Origin of the sequence: Halorussus rarus (assembly GCF_003369835.1) — an archaeon.
GTDB classification, from domain to species: domain Archaea; phylum Halobacteriota; class Halobacteria; order Halobacteriales; family Haladaptataceae; genus Halorussus; species Halorussus rarus.
The window spans coordinates 596,251-618,510 of sequence record NZ_QPMJ01000002.1; the positions used below are offsets into that span (position 1 = coordinate 596,251).

The window sequence follows — 22,260 nt, forward strand, 5'->3', positions numbered from 1 at the left end:
GCTCGGTCGCCGTAGCGGAATCAGCGCCGTCGTTCGGCGGTTCGCAGGATGGGCTATCAGGGGTCAGAGTCGAGAGCGACCGTGGCCCCGACAGCTTTAAGCCGATGTACGATTGTGTTCATTGTAAGACGAAGAAGTACATTGGTGATTCAGGATGCAGGACTACATCGAACGCGTTACCGAGGGCGAGGACCTCGCGCAGGACGAGGCGCGCGAGGCCGCCGCGGCCGTCTTCGAGGACGCGACCGAGGCACAGATCGGCGCACTGCTCGCCGCCCTCCGCGCGAAGGGCGAGACCGAGAGCGAGATCGCGGGGTTCGCCCAGGGGATGCGCGACGCCGCCCGGACCATCGACCCCGACCGGTCGCCGCTGGTCGACACCTGCGGCACCGGCGGCGACGACTACGACACGATCAACGTCTCGACGACCAGCGCCATCGTCGCCAGCGGCGCGGGCGTGCCGGTCGCCAAGCACGGCAACTACTCGGTCTCCTCCTCGTCGGGGAGCGCCGACGTCCTGGAGGAGGTCGGCGTCGAGGTCGACGCAGAACCGCCGGCCGTCGAGCGCGCCATCGAGGACGACGGCATCGGCTTCATGCTCGCGACGGTCTTCCACCCGGCGATGAAGGCCGTCATCGGTCCCCGGCAGGAACTGGGCATGCGGACCGTGTTCAACGTGCTCGGTCCGCTGACCAACCCCGCGGGCGCCGACGCCCAGATCGTCGGCGTCTACGACCCCCACCTCGTCCCCGTGCTCGCCCGCTCGCTCGCCCGGATGGACGTCGAGCGCGCGCTGGTCGTCCACGGCTCGGGCATGGACGAGATCGGAATCCACGGCGAGACCACCGCGGCCGAGGTCCGAGGTAGCGACGTCGAGGAGTACACCCTCGCGCCGCCAGACCTGGGCCTCGACCGCCACGACGTGGCCGACGTCGCGGGCGGGACGCCCGAGGAGAACGCCGCCGACCTGCGGGGCATCGTGGAGGGCGACGTCACCGGCGCGAAGCGCGACATCATCCTCGCCAACGCCGGGGCGGCCCTCTACGTCGCCGGGGCGGCCGACTCGCTGGAGGACGGCGCGGAGCTCGCCGCCAAGGCCATCGACGACGGCGCGGCGGCCGACCGACTCGAACAGCTCAGGTCAGCCGTGAGAGCATGACGCGGGTGAAGATCTGCGGGCTCACATGCCGCGCGGACCTCCGGGCGGCGGTCGAGGCCGGCGCGGACGCGGTCGGCCTGCTCGTCGACGTGCCGGTCGACTCCCCCCGCGAGATCGACCCCCAGCGCGCGGTCGAACTCGCCGACGCGGCGCCGCCGTTCGTCACCACGGTGCTGGTGACGATGCCCGGGACGCCCGAGCGCGCGGTCGAACTCGTCGAGGCGGTCGAACCCGACGCGGTCCAGGTCCACGGCGACATCGGCGCCGGCGACCTGGCCTACTTGACGGCGTCCGTTAGCGCCCGAGTTCTCAAAGTCGTGGACGCGGCCGACCCCGAGACCGCCCGGCGCTACGACGACCTGGCCGACGGGCTGGTGGTCGACTCGGTCGACGACAACGGGGCCGGCGGCACCGGCCGGACCCACGACTGGGAGCGCACCGCCGAAGTCGCCGCGACCCTCGACTCGCCGGTCGTCCTCGCCGGCGGGCTTACCCCGGCGAACGTGGCCGACGCGGTGGACGCCGTCGACCCGTTCGCGGTCGATGTGGCGAGCGGAGTAGAGGCCGCCGACGCGGACGACGTCGACGGCCGGAAGGACCCGGACGCGGTCGCCGACCTCGTGGCGGCCGCGAAGCGCGCCCGCACGACGCCAACGCCATGAAGCCGGACCGCGAGCAGTTCGTCGAGTTCGCCGGCGACGCCGACCCGGCCGTGATTCGGGTCGAGGTCGAACTCGACGCCGAGACGACGCCGCTGTCGGCCTACGCGGCGCTGACCGGGCGGTCGACCGCGACCACCCCTTCCGAGTACGCCTTCCTGCTCGAGAGCGCCGAGAAGACCGCCTCCAGCGACCCCGACGGGGCGTTCTCGCCGGGCGCGTCGGGTGACCGCCACGCCCGCTACTCCTACGTGGGCTACGACCCCGAGGCGGTCGTGACGGTCGACCCCGGGGAGGTCTCGGTCGAGTCCCTCGGCGGCCGGGCCGCGCGGTACGTCTCTGCCGACCGGGAGGGGGACACGCTCGACACCCTCCGGTCGGCCATGCCCGACGCCGCCCAGCGCGGCTTCCCCGATGGAGACCGCCAGCACTTCGAGGGCGGACTGGTCGGCTTCCTGGCCTACGACGCGGTGTACGACCTCTGGCTCGACGAGGTAGGGGTCGACCGACCCGACTCGCGGTTCCCCGACGCCCAGTTCGTGCTGAACACGAAGACCGTCGCCTTCGACCACCGAGAAGAGACGGTCTCGCTGGTGTTCACGCCGCTGGTCGGGCCGGACGACGACCCTGAGGCGGTGTACGACGACCTCCGGACCGAGGCCGACCGCGTGGCCGACTTACTCGATTCGGCCGCCGACCTCGAAACGGGCGGGTTCGTCCGCGAGTCGGCGACCGCCGGGCCGCGCGACGAGTACGAGGCGGCGGTCCGGACCGCGAAGGAGCACGTCCTCGACGGCGACATCTATCAGGGCGTCATCTCCCGGAAGCGCGAGCTCCGGGGCGAGGTCGACCCGCTGGGGTTCTACGCGGCGCTCCGGGACGTGAACCCCTCGCCGTACATGTACCTGCTCGGCTACGACGACCTGACTGTCGTCGGCGCCAGCCCGGAGACGCTGGTCTCAGTGCGGGGCCGCGAGGTGATGGCCAACCCCATCGCGGGCACCTGCCCCCGGGGCTCGAGCCCCGTCGAGGACCGCCGCCTCGCGGGCGAGATGCTCGCCGACGGCAAGGAGCGGGCCGAGCACACCATGCTCGTGGACCTCGCGCGCAACGACGTGCGCCGGGTCAGCGAGCCCGGCAGCGTCCAGGTCGAGGAGTTCATGAACGTCCTCAAGTACAGCCACGTCCAGCACATCGAGAGCACCGTGACGGGGCGACTGGCCGACGACGCGGACCCGTTCGACGCCACCCGGGCGTCGTTCCCCGCCGGGACGCTCTCGGGCGCGCCGAAGATCCGGGCGATGGAGATCATCGACGACCTCGAACTGACGGCCCGCGGCCTCTACGGCGGCGGCGTCGGCTACTACTCGTGGTCGGGCGACGCCGACTTCGCCATCGTCATCCGGACCGCGACGGTCGAGTCCGGGTCGGCGGTCGACGGCGACGCCTCGGACCGCATCACGGTGCAGGCGGGCGCTGGCATCGTCGCCGACAGTGACCCGGCCGCCGAGTACGAGGAGACCGAGCAGAAGATGGACGGAGTGCTGACCGCGCTCGAACGGATCGATGAGTCGGACAAGTCGGCGGCCGCGGACACCCCCGAGGCTACCGACGCGCCGGAGGCGGGACGATGACTGCGAGCGCCGGCGCGGGGGCGGCAACGACTGCCGACCTGCAGGTCCTGTTCGTGGACAACTTCGACTCGTTCACCTACAATCTGGTGGAGTACACCAGCGAGCACGCCGACACCGAGGTCGTGCGGAACACGGCCTCGCTCGGCGAGGTGCGGGCGGCCGACCCCGACGCCGTCGTCGTCTCGCCGGGGCCGGGCCACCCGGAGAACGAGCGGGACGTCGGCGTCACGCTCGACGTGCTCCGGGAGGTGAGCCCGGACGTCCCGACGCTCGGGGTCTGTCTCGGGTTGGAAGCGGCGGTGTACGCCTACGGCGGGTCGGTCGGCCGCGCGCCCGAACCGATACACGGCAAGGCGTTCCCGGTCTCCCACGACGGCGAGGGCGTGTACGCGGGGCTCGACCAGGGGTTCCGCGCCGGGCGCTACCACTCGCTGGTGGCGACCGAGGTGCCCGACTGCTTCGAGGTGACGGCGACCACCGACCACGGGGAGGAGGAACTGGTGATGGGCGTGCGCCACCGCGAGCACCCCATCGAGTGCGTCCAGTTCCACCCCGAGAGCGTGCTGACCGCGGTCGGCCACGACGTCATCCGGAACTTCCTCGCCGACGTCGACTGACGGGGTTCCGTGGCGGAGCGACGGCTGTTCACTTGGCTCAGTCCTCTCGGAGTAGTCGGACTGGCGGTCCCGCAGCGCGCGCACACCATGACTGCCCTCGTTCGGAACCGCGCGAGGCGTCCGGTCGGGGTTCGTTCCGCCTTCGCACTTGAATCACAGGAGGACGCCGGCCGTGTAGACGCCGCCCACGACGACGATGGCGACGAGCAGCAGCTTCCACGCGAGGTTCAGCAGGATCCGACCGACGAGCACCACCGCGGCCAGCGCGACGAGTCCGACGAGGAGCTGTCCGAGCGGGGTGGCCAGCAGGCCGGCGAGGGCGATATTCATAGTAAAATCAACTGGTCTCCGGCCTCGTAAACGTATCGGCTAGTGGACACCGAAGTGGCCGAGGAAAACCGCATGCAGAGGCGGAGTTACGTCGTTCCTACTAAAATACCCGTCCGGTTACCTGACTACTTTCGCTCCGGTCTGCATACTCTTATTAGGGACCGGATACTACCTATGAGCGACTACGAACAGCCCCGAATCCGGCCCGTGGGAGTCCGGGGTACGGCAAGACTCATTTCCGACAGAGGCATCGCAATGCAAATTGATTTGAAGTAGTGAAAGAAATGCTTATTTAGGAGGCTTCAGAATGCAATCGCCGTCACGAATGAATCAGACGACGCCACCAGTAGGAGCGGAAATCGACGGACAGACCGCCGAGGTGACCCGACCATGAGCGGTGCGGGCGAACTCACGGCCGACGAGATCACGCTGCCGATCAAGCGAACCGAAGGGGAGACGCTCGAGGAGCGACTCACCGGCAACGCCTACCACAACATCCTGCCGGCGCGCTACCTCCGGAAGAACGCCGACGGCAATCTCATCGAGGAGCAGGAGGACCTCTTCCCCCGCGTCGCCGAGAACATCGCGCTGGCCGAGGCCGTCTACGAGGCCGAGAAGCGCGACGAGGAGGTCGCGGTCACGCCCGGCCAGCTCAAGCCCGACCACCCCCGGCGCGACGAGCTCGCCGAGGAGGTGTTCGGCGCCGGCACCGCCGCCGACGACGACGCCGAGACGACACTCTCGGTCTACAACGTCAACAAGTTCGCGTACGAGACGGTCGTGCCGGAGCTCCCCGACGACATCCGCGAGCACGTCGAGGAGGTGCGCGAGGAGTTCCAGACGCTGATGGAGGACCTCTCGTTCATGCCGAACTCACCCACGCTGATGAACGCGGGCGACGAGCTCCAGCAGCTGTCGGCCTGCTTCGTCGACTCCCCCGACGACGACATCGACGACATCCACCAGACCGCCAAGGAGGCCGCCCAGGTCTTCCAGAGCGGCGGCGGGATGGGCTACGCCTTCTGGCGGCTCCGCCCCTACGGCGACGCCGTCGGGAGCACGGGCGGCATCGCTTCGGGCCCCATCACGTTCATGCGGACGTACGACCAGATGTGCGAGACCATCGCGCAGGGCGGCGCGCGCCGAGGCGCCCAGATGGGCGTGATGCGGGTCTCCCACCCGGACGTCATCCAGTTCATCCACGCCAAGAACAAGGACGTGAGCCTCGCGCGGACCCTCCGGCTCAACGACCCCGACGACTACACCCACAACTCCTTCGTCGAGGCCTTGGAGGAGGCCCGCGAGCTCATCGACGAGGACGGCCGGGTGCCCAAGCACCTCCGGAACGCCGCCGAGGGCCACCTCTCGAACTTCAACATCTCGGTCGGCGTCACCGACGACTTCATGGAGGCGGTCAAGAACGGCGAGGAGTTCACCTTCACGAACCCGCGGACCGGCGAGCCCCACGTCGCCACCGAACACACGAAGGAGCTCTACGAGATGTTCGGCCTCGGCGAGCACGTCGAGGTCGGCGAGGAGCTGTCGGTCCCGGCCGAACTCGTCTGGGACCGCATCGTCGACGGCGCCCACGAGAACGGCGAACCCGGCGTCATCTACCTCGAGCGAGTCAACAAGGAGCACTCGTTCGACGTCGAGGAGCATCCCGACCACCGCATCCTCGCGACCAACCCGTGCGGCGAGCAGCCCCTCGAGGAGTACGAGGCCTGCAACCTCGGCCACATCAACCTCTCGACGCTGGCCGACACCGAGACCCCCGACTGGCGGGTCTGGTACGACGAGCACGGCGACGAGTACGACGACTTCGAGGAGGCGGTCGACGCCTTCCTCTCCGACGCGATGGCGTGGGACGAGTTCGACCACCGCATCGAGTACGGCACCCGGTTCCTCGAGAACGTCGTCACGATGTCGGACTTCCCGGTCGACAAGATCGAGCAGAAGGTCCGGGAGATGCGCAAGATCGGGCTCGGCGTCATGGGGCTGGCCCAGCTCTACGTCCAGCTCGGCGTCGAGTACGGCAGCGAGGCCGGCAACGAGATCGCCCGCCAGCTGATGCGGTACATCAACCACGAGAGCAAGTGGACCTCCCACGAGCTCGCCGAGGAGCGCGACTCGTTCGCCGAGTGGGACAACTCGAAGTACGCGAACCCCACCGAGTACCGCGAGTGGTTCGAGAAGCAGACCGGCCTCGACGCCGACGAGTGGGCCGACGGCTTCCCGATCCGCAACCACAACACCACCACCATCGCGCCGACCGGCACCACCTCGATGGTCGGCAACACCACGGGCGGCTGCGAGCCCATCTACAACGTCGCCTACTACAAGAACGTCTCCGACGACGTCCAGGGCGACGAGATGCTCGTGGAGTTCGACGACTACTTCCTCCGCGTGCTGGAGGACAACGACATCGACGTCGAGGCGGTCAAGCAGGAGGCCCAGGAGCAGATGGCCAACAACGAGTTCGACGGCGTCGAGGGACTCGACACCGTCCCGGACGCCATCGGCGAGCTGTTCGTCGTCACCGCCGACCTCACGGGCAAGGAGCACGCCGCGGTCCAGTGCGCCTGCCAGGAGGGCGTCGACTCGGCCATCTCGAAGACCTGCAACTTCCCGAACGACGCCAGCAAGGAGGACATGCGCGAGGTCTACGAGTACATCTACGACAACGGCGGCAAGGGCGTGACCGTCTACCGCGACGGCACCCGCAGCAAGCAGGTGCTCACCACCCGCGCCGAGAACAAGGAGTTCGCCGACGAGTCCGAGGCCGCGGCCGCGCTGGTCGAGCAGATCGAGGAGGTCTTCGGCGGCATCGAGGGCTTCCTCGACAACGAGGACGTGCGGGCCGCGCTCGACCGCGAGGTCGAGTCGCTGCTCGGGTCGGTCGACGCCGCGTCCGGTGAGGGCGGCGGCACGGGCGGGGCGTACGCCCGCGAGCGCCCCCGTCCCGACGTGCTCCACGGCGTGACCCAGCGCATCGACACCGGCTACGGCAAGATGTACGTCAACATCAACGAGGACGAGGACGGCGAGCCGTTCGAGCTGTTCATCACCATCGGCAACTCCGGCGGCTTCACCAACTCCTTCACCGACGCGCTGGCGAAGGTCATCAGCTACGCGCTGCGGTCGGGCGTCGACCCGCGCGAGATCGCCGAGGACCTCCAGGGCATCCGGAGCCCGAAGGTCGCCTGGGACAAGGGCGAGCAGATAAACTCCATCCCGGACGCCGTCGGCGTGGCGATGCGGCGCTACCTCGACGACGAGATCGACAAGCCCTACCCCGAGCAGAAGAACCTCACCGAGGTCGAGGAGGAGATCGAGGACGACCCGAACCGCGAGACCGACGGCGGCGCACGAGCCGACAGTTCGCAGGCGCCGGCCGACTCGGCGGGAACGCCGGCCGACTCGGCGGGAACGCCGGCCGACGCCGGACCCGACATGAGCGGGACCGCGGACAGCAGAGCGGCCGACCAGCAGGACATCATCGAGTCGGGCGAGAGCCCCGAGTGTCCCAGCTGCGGGTCGCTGTCGTTGTACTACTCCGAGGGCTGCAAGACCTGCGAGTCCTGCGGCTGGTCGGAGTGCTGAACCGGGCGTAAGGTCGGTCTAACGCCGTCTCTTTCTGCAGCTTTTCGTTCGACGGCCGGAGGGATTACGTGAACCGATGCCATAGCCTCTCCGGCTATGGGTCCGAATGGAGGGGCCGGGACGTTCGAGGGGACCGTCCGGCGGGTGACGACCGAATCACCGGCAGGGGAGCCGCGCCGATGCGGGGGCTGAGGAGCCCCGGCGTCCGGGGCGTCGCGTTCGTGGCGGCCGGGCTGGTCGTCCTTGTCGCGGCGTTCGGCGCGAGCTGGGCGTTCGCGCCCGACACCGACACCGTCTCGGACGCCGTCGACCCGGAGGACGCGCTGCTGGTCGGGGTCCAGGGGCCGGGTCCGAACGGCAACGTGACCGCGCTCGGGGGCCACGGAGACCTGCGGTGGGCAATCGGCAACATCATCAGCTACCAGAGCGTCCAGCGGCTCGACAACGGGTCGGTGCTGGCGTCGTTCGCCGCGGGCGACTACCGGAACTGCGGCCCCTACGAGCCGCCCTGCAAGCGGACCGGCGTCCGCATCATCGAGCACGACCCGTTCGTCCACGTCGCCTGGGAGTGGAGCTACCCGGTCCGGACCCGCGAGGACAGCGAGGTCCACGACGCCGAGATGCTGCCGTCGGGCAACGTCCTGATCGCCGACATGGAGTACGAGAGCATCTTCGTGCTGGACCCCGAGACCCGCGAGCGCGTCTGGACGTGGAACGCCAGCGACTACTACGAGGGCCCGGCCGACCCCACGACCGCCGACTGGCTCCACCTCAACGACGTCGACCGCATCGGGGAGGGCCGCTACCTCGTCTCCATCCGGAACAGGAACCAGCTCCTCGTCGTCGAGCGCGGAGCGGGCGTCGTCGAGGTGGTCAACGAGGACGGCGACCCGTCCGTGCTGAACAGGCAGCACAACCCCCACTGGCTCGGCGACGGCGCGGTCCTGGTCGCCGACTCCGAGAACCACCGCGCGGTCGAGCTCCACCGCGACGACGCCACCGGCGAGTGGGCGGTGGCGTGGTCGATCGGCGAGGTCGGGGGGATTCCGCTCGACTGGCCGCGGGACGCCGACCGGCTGCCCAACGGCAACACCCTCATCACGGACAGCCGGAACAACCGGGTGGTCGAGGTGGACCGGAACGGGAGCCTGATTGCGAGCTACACCGTCCCGTCGCTGCCCTACGAGGCCGACCGCGAGCCCTACGGCGAACCGTCGGCCGGGTCGGTGTCGGCCTACGGGAACGGGAGCCTGGCCGAGGTCGGTGCGTCCGACGAGGAGGTTCCGGTGCTCTCGACGCTGCTCGCGGGCGCCCGGCACGTCGTCGCGCTCCCGTACTGGGTGTCGGAGCTCCACCTCGTGGTGGTGGTCGTCGCCGCCGCGCTCTGGCTCCGGGGCGGCTACCTGCTGGCCCGCGCCGGATTAGGGAAACAGTGATGGCCTTCGCCGAGCGACTGTGCCCCATGAGCGAGGACGCGCGGTCCGACGTCCGACCGGACGAGACCGAGCCGGGCGGCCGCCCGTGTCCGATGTGCGAGGAGCCGATGTACCACCGCCACTGCAAGTACGTCTGTCCGAACCACGGCGTGATCATGGACTGCGCCGACACCTTCTACTGACTACTTCATCGTGACCCAGGTCAGGAACCCGACCGCGACCAGCTGGAGCGTCCGGAGCACGAGCACGGCCTGCTGGACGGTCGGATCGCCCGAGTAGAGCATCTTCATGCTGAAGAAGAAGTAGAGCGCGACCACGTTCTCGACGAGCATGACGCCGCCGAAGGCGACGAGGCCGAGCAGCAGCGACGAGCGGAACTTCCGGTAGTTGCGGACCCACACGGTCGTGAGCAGACCGAGCAGGAGGATGTTCACGACCGCGATTCCGCTTGCGAGTTGTATCGTGCTCATGCTATGTCCCTCTCATTCGATGTGCTCCGTGATCTCCTCGAACGCCTCGCGGTGCTGCTCGAATCGGTCGGTGAGGAAGTAGAGCTTCCCGTACTCGTTGTCGCCGGGCTCGACCACGCCGTGGTCCTCCAGCACGTCGAGGTGGTGGCGGACCGTCTTGTACCGGACGTCGAGCTCGTCGGCGAGCTGGTTGGCGTTGCGTGGGCGCTCGGAAAGCGCGCGGATGAGCCGCGCGCGGTTCTCCCCGCCGCGGGTCGCCGTGAGCAGGTACCAGAGCGCCTTGTCCATCGCGCTGCCCCTCGATTCTCAACCACGGACCTTATAGCTACGGCTCGATTCGCCGCGATACCCAGCCGGTCGGCCCGCTCGGGAAGGCGTCGCGCTGTTTCTTGGGCTGGAGGTTCCCCTCGCCGTCGGTCGCCCGGACGACGACCTGATGGGGGTCGGAAGCTTCGTAGGTGTACTCCCACTGGCGCCACGCGTCCTCGGCGGACTGCAGTCGGGGACCGGACTCGGTCCCTGACGCGCCGCCTGCCGAGTCCTTCCGTCCGGCGCCGGCCGGGAGCGGGTCCGAGAGGGTCGCCTCGTCCCACGAGTCGCCGCCGTCGGTCGAAATCTCGACTGTCCGTATCCCTCGGGTGCCGGCGTAGGCGTGGCCGCCCACCTGTATCGACCCGTCGTCGCGGTGGTTGACGGCGTGGAGCTTCGCGACGGTGTTGACCGGGCCGATGCCGTGCCAGCCGCGCCGTTCCCAGTAGCCATCCATCTCCTCCTCGAGCACCTCGATCTCGGTGAGCCACTTGACGTTGATCTCGCCCCAGTGGCCCGGAATCAGCGCGCGCACCGGGTAGCCGTGACCGCGGGGGAGTGGCCGGCCGTTCATCTCGAAGGCCAGGAAGCCGTTCCGGAGGGCCGACAGCGGGAACTCCTCGAAGTAGTCGTCCGCGGCCCGCAGCATCACGCAGCAGTTGCCAGAGGCGTCGATACCAGCCGACTCGAGCAGGTCCATCACGGGCACGCCGGTCCAGAGCGCAGTGTCCATCTTCTTGCCGTTCAGCCCCTCGCCGACGCACCGGAGGGTGACGAACCGGTGCTCGACCGAGTCGGACATACCGGCGATCTGCTCGAAGTCGAACTCGGTCTCCTCCTCGACCGCGCCGGTCACGCCGAGCGTCCACTCCTCGCGGTCGACCGTCGGGTCGACGCTGTTGATGTCGACCTGGTAGAACTGCTCGCTCACGAGCGGTTCGATGCCCTCGACGTCGAGCGAGCGCGACGCCGCCTCGCCGAGCAGCGAGTCGACGTCGGCCGCGACCTCGCCGTCGTCGGCCGGGGCGGGCACCTCGCCTCCCTTGCCGGAGCCGAGGACCGCGCCGACGCCGCCGACCGCGAACGCGCCCGCCATCGCCCGGAGGACGCGCCGCCGGGCGACGGTCGGTGCGGCGGCGTCACCGCGGCTCGGGCCGAGGCCGACCGAGGCGATGCCGACGACGAGCCCCGCGCCCGCGCCGGCCGCGAGCGCGGAGGTCGCTGCCCCGACCAGCGCCACCGCAGCGGCGACGCAGCCGACGCCGGCGACCGGCCACGCCGGGACCGCGAACCGGTCTGCCAGCGCGGCCCCGGCCGCGGCCGTCGCCGCGAACAGCCCGACCGCGAGCGCGAGCGCCAGCAGGAAGCCGAGCTGGTGGCCGAGGTCGCCGAGCGTCTGTATCGACCACGTGATTACCGCGTCGGGGGTCGACGCGACGACGAGGTCGGCGACCGGTGCGGCGACGAACGCCGGCGTCCGACCCACCGCCGCGTACGACCCGCCGACCGCCGCGACGCCGGCCGCGACCGCGACGACGCCGGACGAGAGCAGGCTCCGCACGCGGGACGCGTCGCCCGAACCAGGGTCGCCGGTCACGGTCGCCTCCGCGCGACGAACAGCGCCGCCGCGAGCGCGACGACCGCCGCGCCGACGCCGAACCCGGGCACGAACGCGCTCGACCCGTCGTCGGGCGTGGCCGTGCCGTCGTTCATCGAGTCGTCCATGCCCTGCTCGGTCGTCTCGTCCATCGAGCCGTCGCCCATCTCGCTTGTGGTGTCGTTCATCGAGTCACCGCTCATCGACCCGTCGGCCATCGACCCGGACGCGCAGGTGGTCGTCTCGGAGGCCATCGAGTCGGTCGTCCCGTTCATCGATTCGTCGCCCATCATCTCGGTGGTCTCCGCCATCGAGTCGTTCCCCATGGATTCGTTCTCCATCGACTCGGTCGTTTCGCTCATCGACTCGTTGCCCATCATCTCGCCCGACTCGTTGTTCATCGAGTCGTCCGCCATGGACTCGGTAGTCTCGTTCGCCATCTCGCCCATCGACTCGTTCCCCGTGGACTCGTTGGCCATCGAGTCGTCGCCCATCATCTGGGTCGTCTCGTTCATCATCTGCGCGGTCGTCTCGTCGCCCATCGTTCCGTCACTGGTCGTCGTGGCGCACTCGGTCGTCGTCTGGGCCGCCACCGGAGCGACGCCGGCCGTCAGCACGACCAGCGCCACCGCGATCGGAGTTGCGAAACGCATGGTTCTACCGGCGACAGCCACCCTAAAAGGAATTTTTCGGACTCTCGCCCACTTCGTGAGGAGTCGGGTGAGACTCTCTTCCAATTTCGTTCCGAGTGCGACCGCCGCGGGCGGTCGGCGTCGTATCGGTGCGGCACTCACCGCGTCGCTACCGCCGGGCGGACGCGGCCCGGTAGGCCGGCCCGGCGAGTAGCGCCACCGCCACCGCGCCCGCCGCGGCGATGAGTTCCCACCCGACGGCGCTCAGGCCCGCGGTCGAGAGCCGGTCGAGCGACCCGCCGGCCAGGACGGCCGCAACGGTCCACGGCACCTCGCCGACCGCGGTCCCGGCGACGAACGCGCCGGTCGAGACGCCAGAGAGGCCAGCCGCGGCCGAGACGGGGTCGGAGGGCGCGGGCGCCAGTCGGGAGGCAACCATCCCGCGGAGGTCGCCGGTTGCGGCGAAGAACCGCTCGCCGGAGTCACCGAGGCGCCCGACCAGCCCCGACCCCGCACCGACGTAGCGCGCGGCGAGGAAGGGGAGGAGCGCGCTCCCGGTCGTCCCCGCGAGCGCGACGGGAAAGCCGACGACCGGGCCGTAAGCGTACCCCGCCAGGATGGCGACCAGCGTGGTGGGCCACGCGAACAGCGGGCGGACGAGATAGACGCCGAACAGGAGCGCGCCGAAGGCGACCGGCCGGTCTGCGAGCCCCCGGGCGGTCCCGAGGAGGTACTCCGGCCCGGCGAGGAGGCTCGCGGCCGCGACGGCGGCGAGGAGGGCGAGGCCGACGGCCTGCCGGCGGACGAACGCGGTCATCGCCGGGGGTTTCGGTCCGGCAGGTAACTGCTTTTTGGGTCGCGACGGCGGTCCGGGCCGCTTCGCGCAAGGTTTAATCCGGCTCGCGGGCGAATCGGGAGTGATGGCCGACGACGAGGACCCGGCGAACGGGGGTCGCGCCGGCGACTCCGGAGGTGGGCGCTCCGCTGCCAGGGCGGGGGGCGACCGCGAGGGGGCCGACACCGGCTCGGACCCCGACCCCGTCGAGCTGGGCGTCGAACTCCTCTCGAAGCTCGAACACCCGGAGCTGTCGGTCGCCGAGGCGGTCGACCGGATCGAGACCGTCACCACCCATCCCGCGACCACCCGGAAGATCCTCGACGAGGCCGAGAAGCGCGGCGTCATCGAGCGCGAGGACGGCATCGTGAAGACGACCGGCGGGGGCTACGTCAGCTTTCAGAGCGAGGTCGTCACGAAGGAGGGCGAGTTCTCGTGTCGGCGCTGCGGCGCGAGCATCTCGACGGGCTACTTCATAAAACTCGACGCCGGCGAACACGGCGCGTTCGGTCCCGAGTGCATCCGGAAGGTCACGGGGCGGGACTGACTGAGAGAACAGAAAGCGAACGTCCGGGGTGTGCCCGCCGGCGACCGGACGGGAGTTCAGCGACCGCGGCTCAGTTCCTCGATGAGCTGTTCGAGCGTGCGCTGCTGCTCGGCCAGCAGCTCGTTCTGGCGCTCGACCGCCTCGGTCAGCGCGGCGAGCTGCTCGTCGGTGTCGTCGGTCTCGACCGACGAGCTCGCGGGCTCGAAGCCCGAGTCGGCGAAGCCGCTCGACGAGGCCGACTTGTCGGTCGCGCTCCCAGCGTCCTCTCCGGCGTCGACGGACCCGGCGTCTCCGGCGGTCAGGGGCGCCTCGTCCGCGTCGGCGGACCGCTCGGCGTCGTCGCCCGCCGACGTGTCGGCGGGTTCGTCATCGGTCGCCGCAGCATCGGCCGACGCGTCGTCAGTCGCAGCGGCGTCGCTCGCGCCGGCTTCGGTCGTCGCGACGCTCGTCGAGTTCGTCCCGTCGTTCGCGGTCTCCTCGGTCGCACCCGCGGTCGCGGCGGCGGCCTGCGCCGTCGCATCGCCCGACTCGGCGGCGGCCGACTGTTCGCCGGCGGTCGAGCGCTCGGCGTCGCCGCGCTCGCCGGTGGTCACGCTGGTCTCCTCCTCGATGATGGCGCCGTCCTCGTCGAGCTCCGGCGGGTTGGCGTCGATGGGGTCGACGCCGCCGCCGGCCAGCGGGTCGTTCTCGTTGGCGGGCTCGGTCGCCTCGTCGGGGTCGCGCTCGGCCTCGGCGTGGTCCTCGGGGTCGGCGTGCTGGCGGGCGAACTCCTCGTAGGAACTCAGGCCGTGGTGGTCGAGCAGCGCGCGCTCGATGCGTTCGCGGACCTCGCGGGTCTGGTCGCTCGGGGTCTTGATGCGCTGTGGCCGGCCGTCGCTCTCGATGATGATCTGGGAGGAGACGCTCCCCTCCTCGACGTCGAGGGCGGTCACGTCGTCGAAGTGGAACTCCTCGTAGTCCTCGTCCCAGACCGCGGCGCCGACGTGCTTGACGACGCGGTCGCTGGTGATGACCAGCGTGAGCTCGCTGAACTGGTAGGTCTGCTTGACCGTCTCGTCGGGGCCGGTCACGCCGGCGGCGTTGAGCACGCCCGCCAGCACGGGGTGGAGCGCCTCGTACAGCCGGTTGCTCGGTACCTTGAACTTCGCCTCGCCGTCGATGCCGTAGTCGAGCTCGACCGCCGACTTGCGGCGCCCCTCCGAGATCTCGATGCGTTCGGCCTCGTGGGGGTACTCCTCGACCGACTCGTCGCTCAGCAGCCCGTCGGCGTGGTAGATGAGCGTCCGGGTCCGGGTGACGTAGAGGCCGTCCTCGCTGCCGAGCGAGACGTGGGCCGCGACCTGTTCGCCGTCGAGCTGGGACTGCACGATTCCGGGAACGTCCATGCAGACGTATGATTAGCCCCCCGGCTTAAATCCGCCGGGTGAGTACCGGGGCGGTTTCGTCTCCGCGAGATGGACCGATTACGGCCCCTCAGCGGTCGAATCCGCCGGGTCGATCGGCGCGGAAATCGCCGTGCGCCGGAGTCCCGAACCGGCGGGAGATGAGAACTTTAAAGAGCAGCACCCGCCTACCCAAGACTGAGCCCGGGTGGCTTAGCTGGACATAGCGCCGCACTCATAGGGTTACTGAGATTCGGTGCTCAGGCCTTGGAAGCCTCCCATGCCCGTGAGGCCCGCCGAGCCTCGTACCTGGGTCATGCGGAGATCGAGGGTTCGGAGCCCTCCCCGGGCATCCGTCCGTTTCTGTCGCGGTCATTCCGACGTCGAATCCCCGCCGAGTATCGACGACGGCGTGTCGGAACGCGCGAAGAGGTCACCGTCGGAGATGCCTATTTTTATGCTGTCTCACTCTTCACGCTACGCTACGACATGAGGAATTCTGGAGCAGTGCTCGCCGTTCTTCTGGTCGCATTGGCGGGGTGTTCTGGGATGGTCCAAGAGCGACCCGGGACGACTACCGCCGAACCGACGACCACGTCGCCTCCCGCACCGGCGACGTCGACATCGACGGCGGACGCCGAGACGACGGTCCCGGCGACGACCGGCGGAACACCGACCGTGACGACGACCACCCGTCCACCGTCGACCCCACCGGGGACTCCCTCGTCGGGCAATCCCTGGGGGAAGAGGACGGTCACCGTCGCGGTCTACAACTACGCGAACGAGTCGCGGCACGTCGCGCCGCTCGTCGAACGAACCCTGGAGTACTGGAACGAGAACGCCGCCCGGTACGGCGACTACGCGGTGCGGTTCGAGCTCACCGAGGGTGCTGACGCCGACATCCACCTGGAGTACGTCCACCGGATCGCCGAGTGCGGTCACGAGCGGAGCAACCGTTCCGTCGGATGCGCGCCCGTGCTGGAGTCGGGAACGACCGCTGACCCGTTCGAGACCGTCCGGATCGTCGCGAGCTACTCGAACGAATCGACCCTCCAGATCATGAGACACGAGTTCGGCCACGTCCTCGGCATCGAACACGGCGAGGAGCCGATGCCGACGATGCGGGCGCTCAGCCGGTACCGGCACCTCGCCCGGCCGAACGCGACCGAGCGACCGGTCCCGTGGGCCGACCCGACGCTGTCGGTCCACGTCGACGCGAGCAACGTCTCGTCGGGTTCGCGCGACGAGGTGGACGCCCAGATCGGACACGCGCTGCGCTACTTCGAGACCGGCGCCGAGGGCAGCGTCCCGGAGAACGTCACGTTCGTCCGGACCGAGAACCGGACGAACGCGGACATCCGAATCGCGTTCCACGACGACGCCTTCGACTGCTACGGCGAGGAGACTGACGAGGGGTCCTGCGGGACGTCGTGGGGGTACAACACCGACGCGGACGCCGCCTTCGAGTACTACTCGGACTGGACGATTCGGCTCCGGGGCGTCGACGACGACGCGGTCGGCTGGCACGTCGGATACTGGCTGACCGAGGCGCTGGGGCTCACCGAGGACGAGCGTCCGTCGCCGTTTCGAGACGCGACCTACCGCGACCGCCGCGACGACTGGTGGGAGAGCGACGGATAGCCCGGCTCGGCACCCGGTGGTCGACCGCTGACACGTCCGGTCAGGCGGTCCCTTCGACGCCGCCCGACGTCGCCTAGACAACGCCTGATTACCATCGGTCCGGTCCCGAGTATCGTCCCATTTCTGAGCGAAAATACGAATCGAGAAAAACGCACAGAGACGGTTCTAAATTTTATGCGGGCGTCAGAGACGTTTTTGAAACGTACCGTTCTCACTCGTTTTTGCGCGTTCGCGGGTGAACTGTGATGAAATCGCGCTAACACTCTCGGCGTTATATGACCCTCCCGGTGGAATGATACGTCGAGGTCGAACCGCCCATGCCCGAATCCACCCTCCAGAACGAGAACAACTCCGCCATCGGCTCCCCCGCGGACGCCGGCGAGGCGACCGGCGGGAGGCAGCGACTCGCCGCGCTGTACGACCGCTACCGGAAGCACGCACTCACGACCCCGCTCGAGGTGGTCGGCTTCTGGTCGGCGATCGCCCTCCCGTTCCTCTACCTGCCGCTCCTGCTGTCCGGCATCTCGACCCAGGGCGAACTGCTGACGTTCGTCGGCCTCATCGTCCTGAACCTCGCGGCCTTCCTCGCCGGCCACGGTCACAAGCAGGAGTAGCACCGCTTCGGCCCTCCCACTCGCTGTCCTCGCCCCTGGGTCCCCGCCGCCGGTCCCCGCGAACCTCACCGCTGCTCTCTCGTCCGGCTCCTCCCCTGTCCAACGCTTCTCCTCTCTCGACTACCGTTCCACAGATCGTCTAACTACTCGACCGTCATCCTCGGTCCACTCGTTCGACCCCTTCGCACTCCGCCCTCGGGGAATCCCTGGAACAGTGGTGGTTCGCCGCAGTGGAGCGGTCCGTCGCTACCGCTCTTTGAGGTACAGCGGCACCAGCAGGCCCAGCGCGAGCACCGAGACGGTCGGGTGGGACACCGACTCGACGCCGAAGAAGTAGAGCGCGCTGTTGGCGACAACCGCGACCAGTCCGACGACGAACAGCGCGGTGGCGGCCCGCGACCGCTCGGGTCCGGACGCGACCTCGGCGTACTGTGTCCCCCGTTCGGTCATTGCTCGGTCCCATTCGGCGGGGTGTTAAAGTCCTTGTGGAGCGCAGCCGCCCCGGGTTCGCGTCATCGACCGGACCGCCGCGTCGTCACCGAGGCAGAGGACGAGGGTCGCCGATCACTGCCGGGTCACGGCGGCCCTGAGCTTCGGGAGCTCCCGGGCCAGCGCGTCGCGCTTCAGGAGGCAGAACCCGGCGAAGATGACGAGGAAGCCAGCGACGGTCGTCAGGTCGATGCCCTCGCCGAGGAACCACCAGCCCGAGACCGCCGCGAACACCGGCGCGACGTACGAGACGAGGTTGATCTCGATGGGGCCGAGCCGGTCGAGCAGGTCGAAGTAGACCAGGAACCCGAGCGCGCTCGCCGCGATGGAGAGGTACGCCAGCGCCCAGAGGGCCTCGGGCGTCCACCGGACCATGGCCAGCGACTCGCTCGGCCGGGCGACGCTGGCGACGTGCATCAGGACCGCGCCCAGCACCATCGACCACGCCTCCATCGTCTCGATGGGGAGCTCGGCGTCGATGCGTCGGGTCAGGACGCTGCCGAGCGCGAACGACGCCGCGGCGGCGAACACCAGCCCCTTGCCGACCATGCTCGAGGTGACGAGGTTGTTCGGGTCCGGGTTGCTGAGGACTACGACCCCGACCAGCCCGAGCAGGAGCCCCGCGACGCCCGCCGGCGTCAGGCGCTCGCTCGGCAGCAGGGCGCGGGCGAACCCGGTCGTCAGGACGGGACTGAGGCTGACGACGACCGCGGCGACCGCGCTCGTGACGCCGTCGTACCCCTCGCCGACGAACAGGAAGGCGTGGTAGCCCGCGATCAGCAGGGTCGCGCCGACGAGGACGAGCTGCCACTCGCCGCGGGTCCGGGGCCGCCAGCGGTCGGTCGCGTACGCGGCGTAGCCCAGCATCAGCACGCCCGCGATGTCGTACCGGATGGCGGCGAACAGGACCGGCGGGAAGTACTCGAGCCCGACCTTGATGGCCATGAACGCCGACCCCCAGACGGCGGCCAGGGCGACGAACAGCGCGACGTTCCGGTATCTGCTCACGACCGAACTGGTCGCCGCCGGAGAGTCAACGTTTCGAATGGTGACGGGGATTGCCGGTTCGAGGAGCCGTCGGGTCGAGGGGCCACCGGCGCTACGAGACCTGCTCGTCCCGGGTCCGACGCTCGTCGCGGACGGCCCGGAGCACGTCCTGGCGGGCGACGATGCCGACGAGTCGCCCCTCGTCGTCCACGACCGGCAGCCGATTGATGTCGCGCTCGTCGTCGGCCAGCAGGTCGAGGATGGCGTCGAAGCCCGTATCCGGTTCGACCGTCACCACGTCGTCGGTCATCACGGTGCGCACCGGCTTACCGGCGTGCTTGAGCATGTCGAGTTCCGTGTCGAGGTCGTCCCACGAGAGGTCGATGGCGTACTCCAGCGTCTCGAGGAACGGCGGGAAGCCGACCGGGATCCAGAGCGTCCGGTCGCTGGGCTGGAAGATGTGGACCAGGTCGTGCTGGGTCACGATGCCGACCACTCGCTCGTCGTCGTCCACCACGGGGAACCCGTTGAAGTCCGCGCGCGCGAGGCGCGTCAGCACCTCGCTGATCTCGTCGTCGGGGTGGACCGTCTCCACGTCGGTCGTCATCAGGTCGCGGGCGTTCATGTTCGAAGCCGAGGCGGCGGCGCGCCGTATCGTTTCCGGTCGCGCGACAGGTTCGGGCAACGCTTACCCGGCAGCCGACCGTTCCTCCCGCCATGGGGAACCGAGAGGATCCGGGAGAGCGTGGGCGGTACGTCTGCGAGGCGTGCGGGGAGTCGTTCGCTTCGGAGACCGAACTCCGCGACCACCTGAACGCCGTGGGGCTGGTGGAGTAGGTCGCGCGGCCCGCCGGTATCGACGGCGCCCGCGACCGAGCGGCGCGATTCGACCGGACGCTGGCCCGGGGTCAGTCGCTGGCCCGGGAGTCGCTCGCCCGGCGGTCGGCCCGGGACGGCGGCGGAATCTGGGCCTCGCTCGACGCCGGGCGCTCGGGCAGGAGACACCGGTCGGTCTCGCGGTTGACGTGGGCGTACTCCTCGGGGTCGTTCGCCAGCGCGTGGGCGGGATTCTGTCCGCTGTCGAGGACGGCGGCCCGGAGTTCGCCGAACCGACAGATTCGGGCCCGGATGCCCCGCCAGTGGTTCCTGCCGGCGGTCGGCACCGTCAGCTCCCGCGGGGGCGTGTGGTCGGTCCGACGCGTCGCCAGCGCCGCGCTGTTGACGTTCGCGGCGAGGTCGTCGTGGTCGACCAGGACCCCGACGCGACACCCCGACGGCGCGCGGGCCGCCAGGACGTCGAGACCGAGGTGGAGCGCGCGGTACTCCGCGATGTTGTTGTCGGCGACGGTCTCGTCGGGAATCGAGAGGCGGGCGACCCGCTCGCCGTCGCGCGTTTCGATGATGGCGCCCAGTCCGCCGTCGCCGCTCCGGAGGTCGTAGGAACCGTCGGTGGCGACGTAGAAATCGCGGTGGTGCGTCCGCGGCGGGTGGGCGATGTGGGGCGTGGGCGATTCGTCGAACAGTGCCCGAAGTGGGGAGGAACGGCCGTGAACGGCCATACCACACTTTCGGTTTGGCATGTCTTAAAGCTACGGCTCGTAACGGTCGGTTCGGAAAATGGAGCCATTATCGCGTTAGTCGGCGGCAACTTACCCCTACGCTTAATGGGGATAATGTCGTGGCTACCCTCTCATGGGGGAGAACAACGACGCGACCAGGCGGTCAGTTCTGAAAGCAGTGGGCGGTGCGGCGGCGGCCGCCGCCGCGACGGGTGCAGCGAGCGGACAGGAGACCACGACGTCGGGGAGCGGCGGGCAGGAAACCACGACGTCGGGCGGCGACCTGCCCGACGACTTCCCGGTCACCATCACGCAGGGCCAGATGCCGACGACGCTCGACCCGCAGAACCACCGGTCGACGCCGACCGATAACGTGGTCCTGCACGCTTACGAAGGGCTGCTCGGTCGCGACCAACAGGGCAAGATCGTCCAGAAGCTGGCGACCGGGTACGAGCGCCAGGAGCCGGGGCGGGTGCGGTTCCAGATCCGGGAGGGCGTCACGTTCCACGAGGGCGGCCAGCTCACGCCCGAGGACGTGGCGTTCAGCATCAACCGCGTCGTCCAGCAGGACGTGAGCATCGCGAGCCCGCAGGCCGACCAGCTCGCGGGGGTCACGGGCGCCCAGGTGGTCGACGGCCAGCGCGCGGTGGACGTGATGTCCGACGGCATCAACCCCATCGTATTCTCGCTGTTCGCCACCTACTGCGACATCATGCAGAAGTCGTGGGTCCAGGAGCGCTCGAGCTCCGAGGTCGCCCAGCAGATGAACGGCACCGGGCCCTTCGTGCTCGAACAGTACCAGTCCGACGTCCTGGTCCGGTTCTCGCGCAACGAGGACTACTGGCGCCGGCCGCCAGCGGTCACTCAGCTGACGTTCCGGGCGGCCACGGAGTCGAGCACCCGAGTCAACCAGCTTCTGGAGGGTGAGAGCGACGTCATCGTCAACGTCCCGCCCCAGGCGATCGGCCGGGTCAGGAACGCGAACAGCGCACGGGTGAGCGCCGCGCCGAGCACGCGCATCATCTACAACGCGATGAAGTACAACGTCGAGCCGTTCTCCAGCGTGGAGTTCCGGCGGGCGATGAACTACGCGGTGAACCTCCAGAGCATCATCGAGAACGTGCTGTCGGGCTTCGCGGACCCGACCGGCCAGCCCACCCTCGAGGGGTTCTTCGGGTACAACCCCGACACGAGCCTCTACCCGCACGACCCGGCGCAGGCCGAACAGCTCGTCGAGGAGAGCGGCCACGCCGGCGCGTCGATCACGCTCCACACGCCGGTCGGCCGCTACCTCAAGGACGTCGAGATCGCCCAGGCGGTCGCCAACCAGATCGACCAGCTCTCGAACGTCTCGTGTTCGGTCCGTCAGCGGGACTTCGCGACCCTCGCGGGCGAGCTCACCGACGGGAACATCGAGACCGGGCCGGACTTCTACCTCATCGGCTGGGGGAACGCGACGTTCGACGCGAGCCAGACCATCATCCCGCTGCTGACCTGCGACGGGGCGCTCACGTCCTACTGCAACGAGCAGGTCGACCAGCAGATGGACCAGGCCCAGAGCCAGGCCAACCAGGACCAGCGAGACCAGACGCTCCAGCAGGTCAACCAGACGCTCCACGACCAGGCGCCCTGGATCTACCTCAACCGTCAGTACAGCGTCTACGGCGTGCGCAACCGGATCCAGTGGCAGGCCCGGCGCGACGAGCGCATCGACGCCTACGCCATGGAGCCGGCGGACGGCCAGTAACATCCCGATCGAT

General features: G+C 69.4%; 23 protein-coding genes and 1 tRNA gene. 13 read left to right on the forward strand and 11 right to left on the reverse strand.

Going from position 1 to position 22,260, the window contains the following annotated elements; all coding sequences use genetic code 11:
- Window positions 1-154: 154 nt before the first annotated feature.
- The 4 genes from trpD to trpG are packed head-to-tail and all read left to right on the forward strand — an operon-like array spanning window position 155 to window position 4,069.
- Complete coding sequence (trpD, locus tag DVR07_RS11180) at window positions 155-1,159, forward strand: anthranilate phosphoribosyltransferase (RefSeq protein ID WP_115797373.1); 1,005 nt, start codon at window positions 155-157, stop codon at window positions 1,157-1,159.
- Complete coding sequence (locus DVR07_RS11185; protein ID WP_115797374.1) at window positions 1,156-1,821, forward strand: phosphoribosylanthranilate isomerase; 666 nt, start codon at window positions 1,156-1,158, stop codon at window positions 1,819-1,821. The genes trpD and DVR07_RS11185 overlap by 4 nt, the downstream gene beginning before the upstream one ends.
- On the forward strand, window positions 1,818-3,452 hold the full coding sequence (gene trpE, locus DVR07_RS11190) for an anthranilate synthase component I (RefSeq protein ID WP_115797375.1): 1,635 nt from the start codon (window positions 1,818-1,820) through the stop codon (window positions 3,450-3,452). Before DVR07_RS11185 ends, trpE begins: the two co-directional genes overlap by 4 nt.
- Window positions 3,449-4,069 (forward strand): anthranilate synthase component II, encoded by a 621-nt coding sequence (trpG, locus tag DVR07_RS11195; protein WP_115797376.1) that lies wholly within the window; start codon window positions 3,449-3,451, stop codon window positions 4,067-4,069. Before trpE ends, trpG begins: the two co-directional genes overlap by 4 nt.
- Before the next feature lie 153 nt (window positions 4,070-4,222).
- On the opposite strand, the gene DVR07_RS22110 is transcribed toward trpG, so the two are convergent.
- Complete coding sequence (locus tag DVR07_RS22110; protein WP_165881752.1) at window positions 4,223-4,399, reverse strand: hypothetical protein; 177 nt, start codon at window positions 4,397-4,399, stop codon at window positions 4,223-4,225.
- 390 nt (window positions 4,400-4,789) lie between these two features.
- On the opposite strand from DVR07_RS22110, the gene DVR07_RS11200 reads away from it, so the two are divergent.
- The 3 genes from DVR07_RS11200 to DVR07_RS22700 all read left to right on the forward strand — a co-directional run bounded on the left by DVR07_RS11200 (window position 4,790) and on the right by DVR07_RS22700 (window position 9,620).
- Window positions 4,790-8,002 carry an adenosylcobalamin-dependent ribonucleoside-diphosphate reductase gene (locus tag DVR07_RS11200; protein ID WP_115797377.1) on the forward strand — a complete coding sequence of 1,071 codons (3,213 nt, stop codon included), beginning with the start codon at window positions 4,790-4,792 and terminating at the stop codon, window positions 8,000-8,002.
- A 179-nt stretch (window positions 8,003-8,181) separates the two neighbouring features.
- Window positions 8,182-9,438, forward strand: coding sequence for a hypothetical protein (locus tag DVR07_RS11205; RefSeq protein WP_115797378.1), 1,257 nt, complete (start codon window positions 8,182-8,184; stop codon window positions 9,436-9,438).
- A 92-nt stretch (window positions 9,439-9,530) separates the two neighbouring features.
- Window positions 9,531-9,620, forward strand: coding sequence for an HVO_2523 family zinc finger protein (locus tag DVR07_RS22700; protein ID WP_303646390.1), 90 nt, complete (start codon window positions 9,531-9,533; stop codon window positions 9,618-9,620).
- Here the strand turns inward: DVR07_RS22700 and DVR07_RS11215 are convergent, their stop codons facing one another.
- The 5 genes from DVR07_RS11215 to DVR07_RS11235 form a co-directional block, all read right to left on the reverse strand.
- Window positions 9,621-9,908, reverse strand: a complete 288-nt coding sequence (locus tag DVR07_RS11215; protein ID WP_115797380.1) for a hypothetical protein — start codon at window positions 9,906-9,908, stop codon at window positions 9,621-9,623.
- Window positions 9,909-9,920: 12 nt separating this feature from the next.
- Window positions 9,921-10,196: an ArsR/SmtB family transcription factor gene (locus DVR07_RS11220; RefSeq protein ID WP_115797381.1), complete on the reverse strand. Its 276-nt coding sequence runs from the start codon at window positions 10,194-10,196 to the stop codon at window positions 9,921-9,923.
- A gap of 37 nt (window positions 10,197-10,233) precedes the next feature.
- On the reverse strand, window positions 10,234-11,814 hold the full coding sequence (locus DVR07_RS11225) for a molybdopterin-dependent oxidoreductase (protein ID WP_240318875.1): 1,581 nt from the start codon (window positions 11,812-11,814) through the stop codon (window positions 10,234-10,236).
- On the reverse strand, window positions 11,811-12,467 hold the full coding sequence (locus DVR07_RS11230; RefSeq protein ID WP_115797382.1) for a PGF-CTERM sorting domain-containing protein: 657 nt from the start codon (window positions 12,465-12,467) through the stop codon (window positions 11,811-11,813). The genes DVR07_RS11225 and DVR07_RS11230 overlap by 4 nt, the downstream gene beginning before the upstream one ends.
- A gap of 148 nt (window positions 12,468-12,615) precedes the next feature.
- Complete coding sequence (locus tag DVR07_RS11235; protein ID WP_115797383.1) at window positions 12,616-13,263, reverse strand: TVP38/TMEM64 family protein; 648 nt, start codon at window positions 13,261-13,263, stop codon at window positions 12,616-12,618.
- A gap of 103 nt (window positions 13,264-13,366) precedes the next feature.
- Between DVR07_RS11235 and DVR07_RS11240 the strand changes: the two genes are divergently transcribed.
- Window positions 13,367-13,828: a DUF5830 family protein gene (locus DVR07_RS11240; RefSeq protein WP_394338817.1), complete on the forward strand. Its 462-nt coding sequence runs from the start codon at window positions 13,367-13,369 to the stop codon at window positions 13,826-13,828.
- A 56-nt stretch (window positions 13,829-13,884) separates the two neighbouring features.
- On the opposite strand, the gene DVR07_RS11245 is transcribed toward DVR07_RS11240, so the two are convergent.
- Window positions 13,885-15,213: a DUF7115 domain-containing protein gene (locus DVR07_RS11245; protein ID WP_115797384.1), complete on the reverse strand. Its 1,329-nt coding sequence runs from the start codon at window positions 15,211-15,213 to the stop codon at window positions 13,885-13,887.
- Window positions 15,214-15,412: 199 nt separating this feature from the next.
- On the opposite strand from DVR07_RS11245, the gene DVR07_RS21570 reads away from it, so the two are divergent.
- The 3 genes from DVR07_RS21570 (at window position 15,413) to DVR07_RS11260 (ending at window position 17,465) form a co-directional block, all read left to right on the forward strand.
- Window positions 15,413-15,562, forward strand: a tRNA-Met gene (locus DVR07_RS21570).
- A gap of 197 nt (window positions 15,563-15,759) precedes the next feature.
- Entirely contained in the window at window positions 15,760-16,851 is a 1,092-nt protein-coding gene (locus tag DVR07_RS21575; RefSeq protein WP_162829526.1) for a matrixin family metalloprotease, read from the forward strand.
- 317 nt (window positions 16,852-17,168) lie between these two features.
- Entirely contained in the window at window positions 17,169-17,465 is a 297-nt protein-coding gene (locus tag DVR07_RS11260) for a hypothetical protein (protein ID WP_115797385.1), read from the forward strand.
- Between the two features lie 246 nt (window positions 17,466-17,711).
- Here the strand turns inward: DVR07_RS11260 and DVR07_RS11265 are convergent, their stop codons facing one another.
- From DVR07_RS11265 to DVR07_RS11275, 3 genes are all read right to left on the reverse strand, one after another.
- Window positions 17,712-17,915: a hypothetical protein gene (locus DVR07_RS11265; RefSeq protein WP_115797386.1), complete on the reverse strand. Its 204-nt coding sequence runs from the start codon at window positions 17,913-17,915 to the stop codon at window positions 17,712-17,714.
- A gap of 114 nt (window positions 17,916-18,029) precedes the next feature.
- The gene (locus DVR07_RS11270) at window positions 18,030-18,962 is read right to left on the reverse strand and encodes a DMT family transporter (protein ID WP_115797387.1); all 933 of its coding nucleotides are present in this window, start codon (window positions 18,960-18,962) and stop codon (window positions 18,030-18,032) included.
- A gap of 91 nt (window positions 18,963-19,053) precedes the next feature.
- Window positions 19,054-19,566, reverse strand: coding sequence for a CBS domain-containing protein (locus tag DVR07_RS11275; protein WP_115797388.1), 513 nt, complete (start codon window positions 19,564-19,566; stop codon window positions 19,054-19,056).
- Between the two features lie 92 nt (window positions 19,567-19,658).
- Here DVR07_RS11275 and DVR07_RS22120 point away from each other — a divergent pair, with 92 nt between their 5' ends.
- The gene (locus DVR07_RS22120) at window positions 19,659-19,778 is read left to right on the forward strand and encodes a C2H2-type zinc finger protein (protein WP_193570133.1); all 120 of its coding nucleotides are present in this window, start codon (window positions 19,659-19,661) and stop codon (window positions 19,776-19,778) included.
- A gap of 71 nt (window positions 19,779-19,849) precedes the next feature.
- Here DVR07_RS22120 and DVR07_RS11280 read toward each other — a convergent pair whose 3' ends face one another.
- On the reverse strand, window positions 19,850-20,500 hold the full coding sequence (locus DVR07_RS11280; RefSeq protein WP_115797389.1) for a reverse transcriptase-like protein: 651 nt from the start codon (window positions 20,498-20,500) through the stop codon (window positions 19,850-19,852).
- Between the two features lie 133 nt (window positions 20,501-20,633).
- On the opposite strand from DVR07_RS11280, the gene DVR07_RS11285 reads away from it, so the two are divergent.
- Window positions 20,634-22,247: an ABC transporter substrate-binding protein gene (locus DVR07_RS11285; RefSeq protein ID WP_165881754.1), complete on the forward strand. Its 1,614-nt coding sequence runs from the start codon at window positions 20,634-20,636 to the stop codon at window positions 22,245-22,247.
- The last annotated feature ends 13 nt before the right edge of the window (window positions 22,248-22,260 follow it).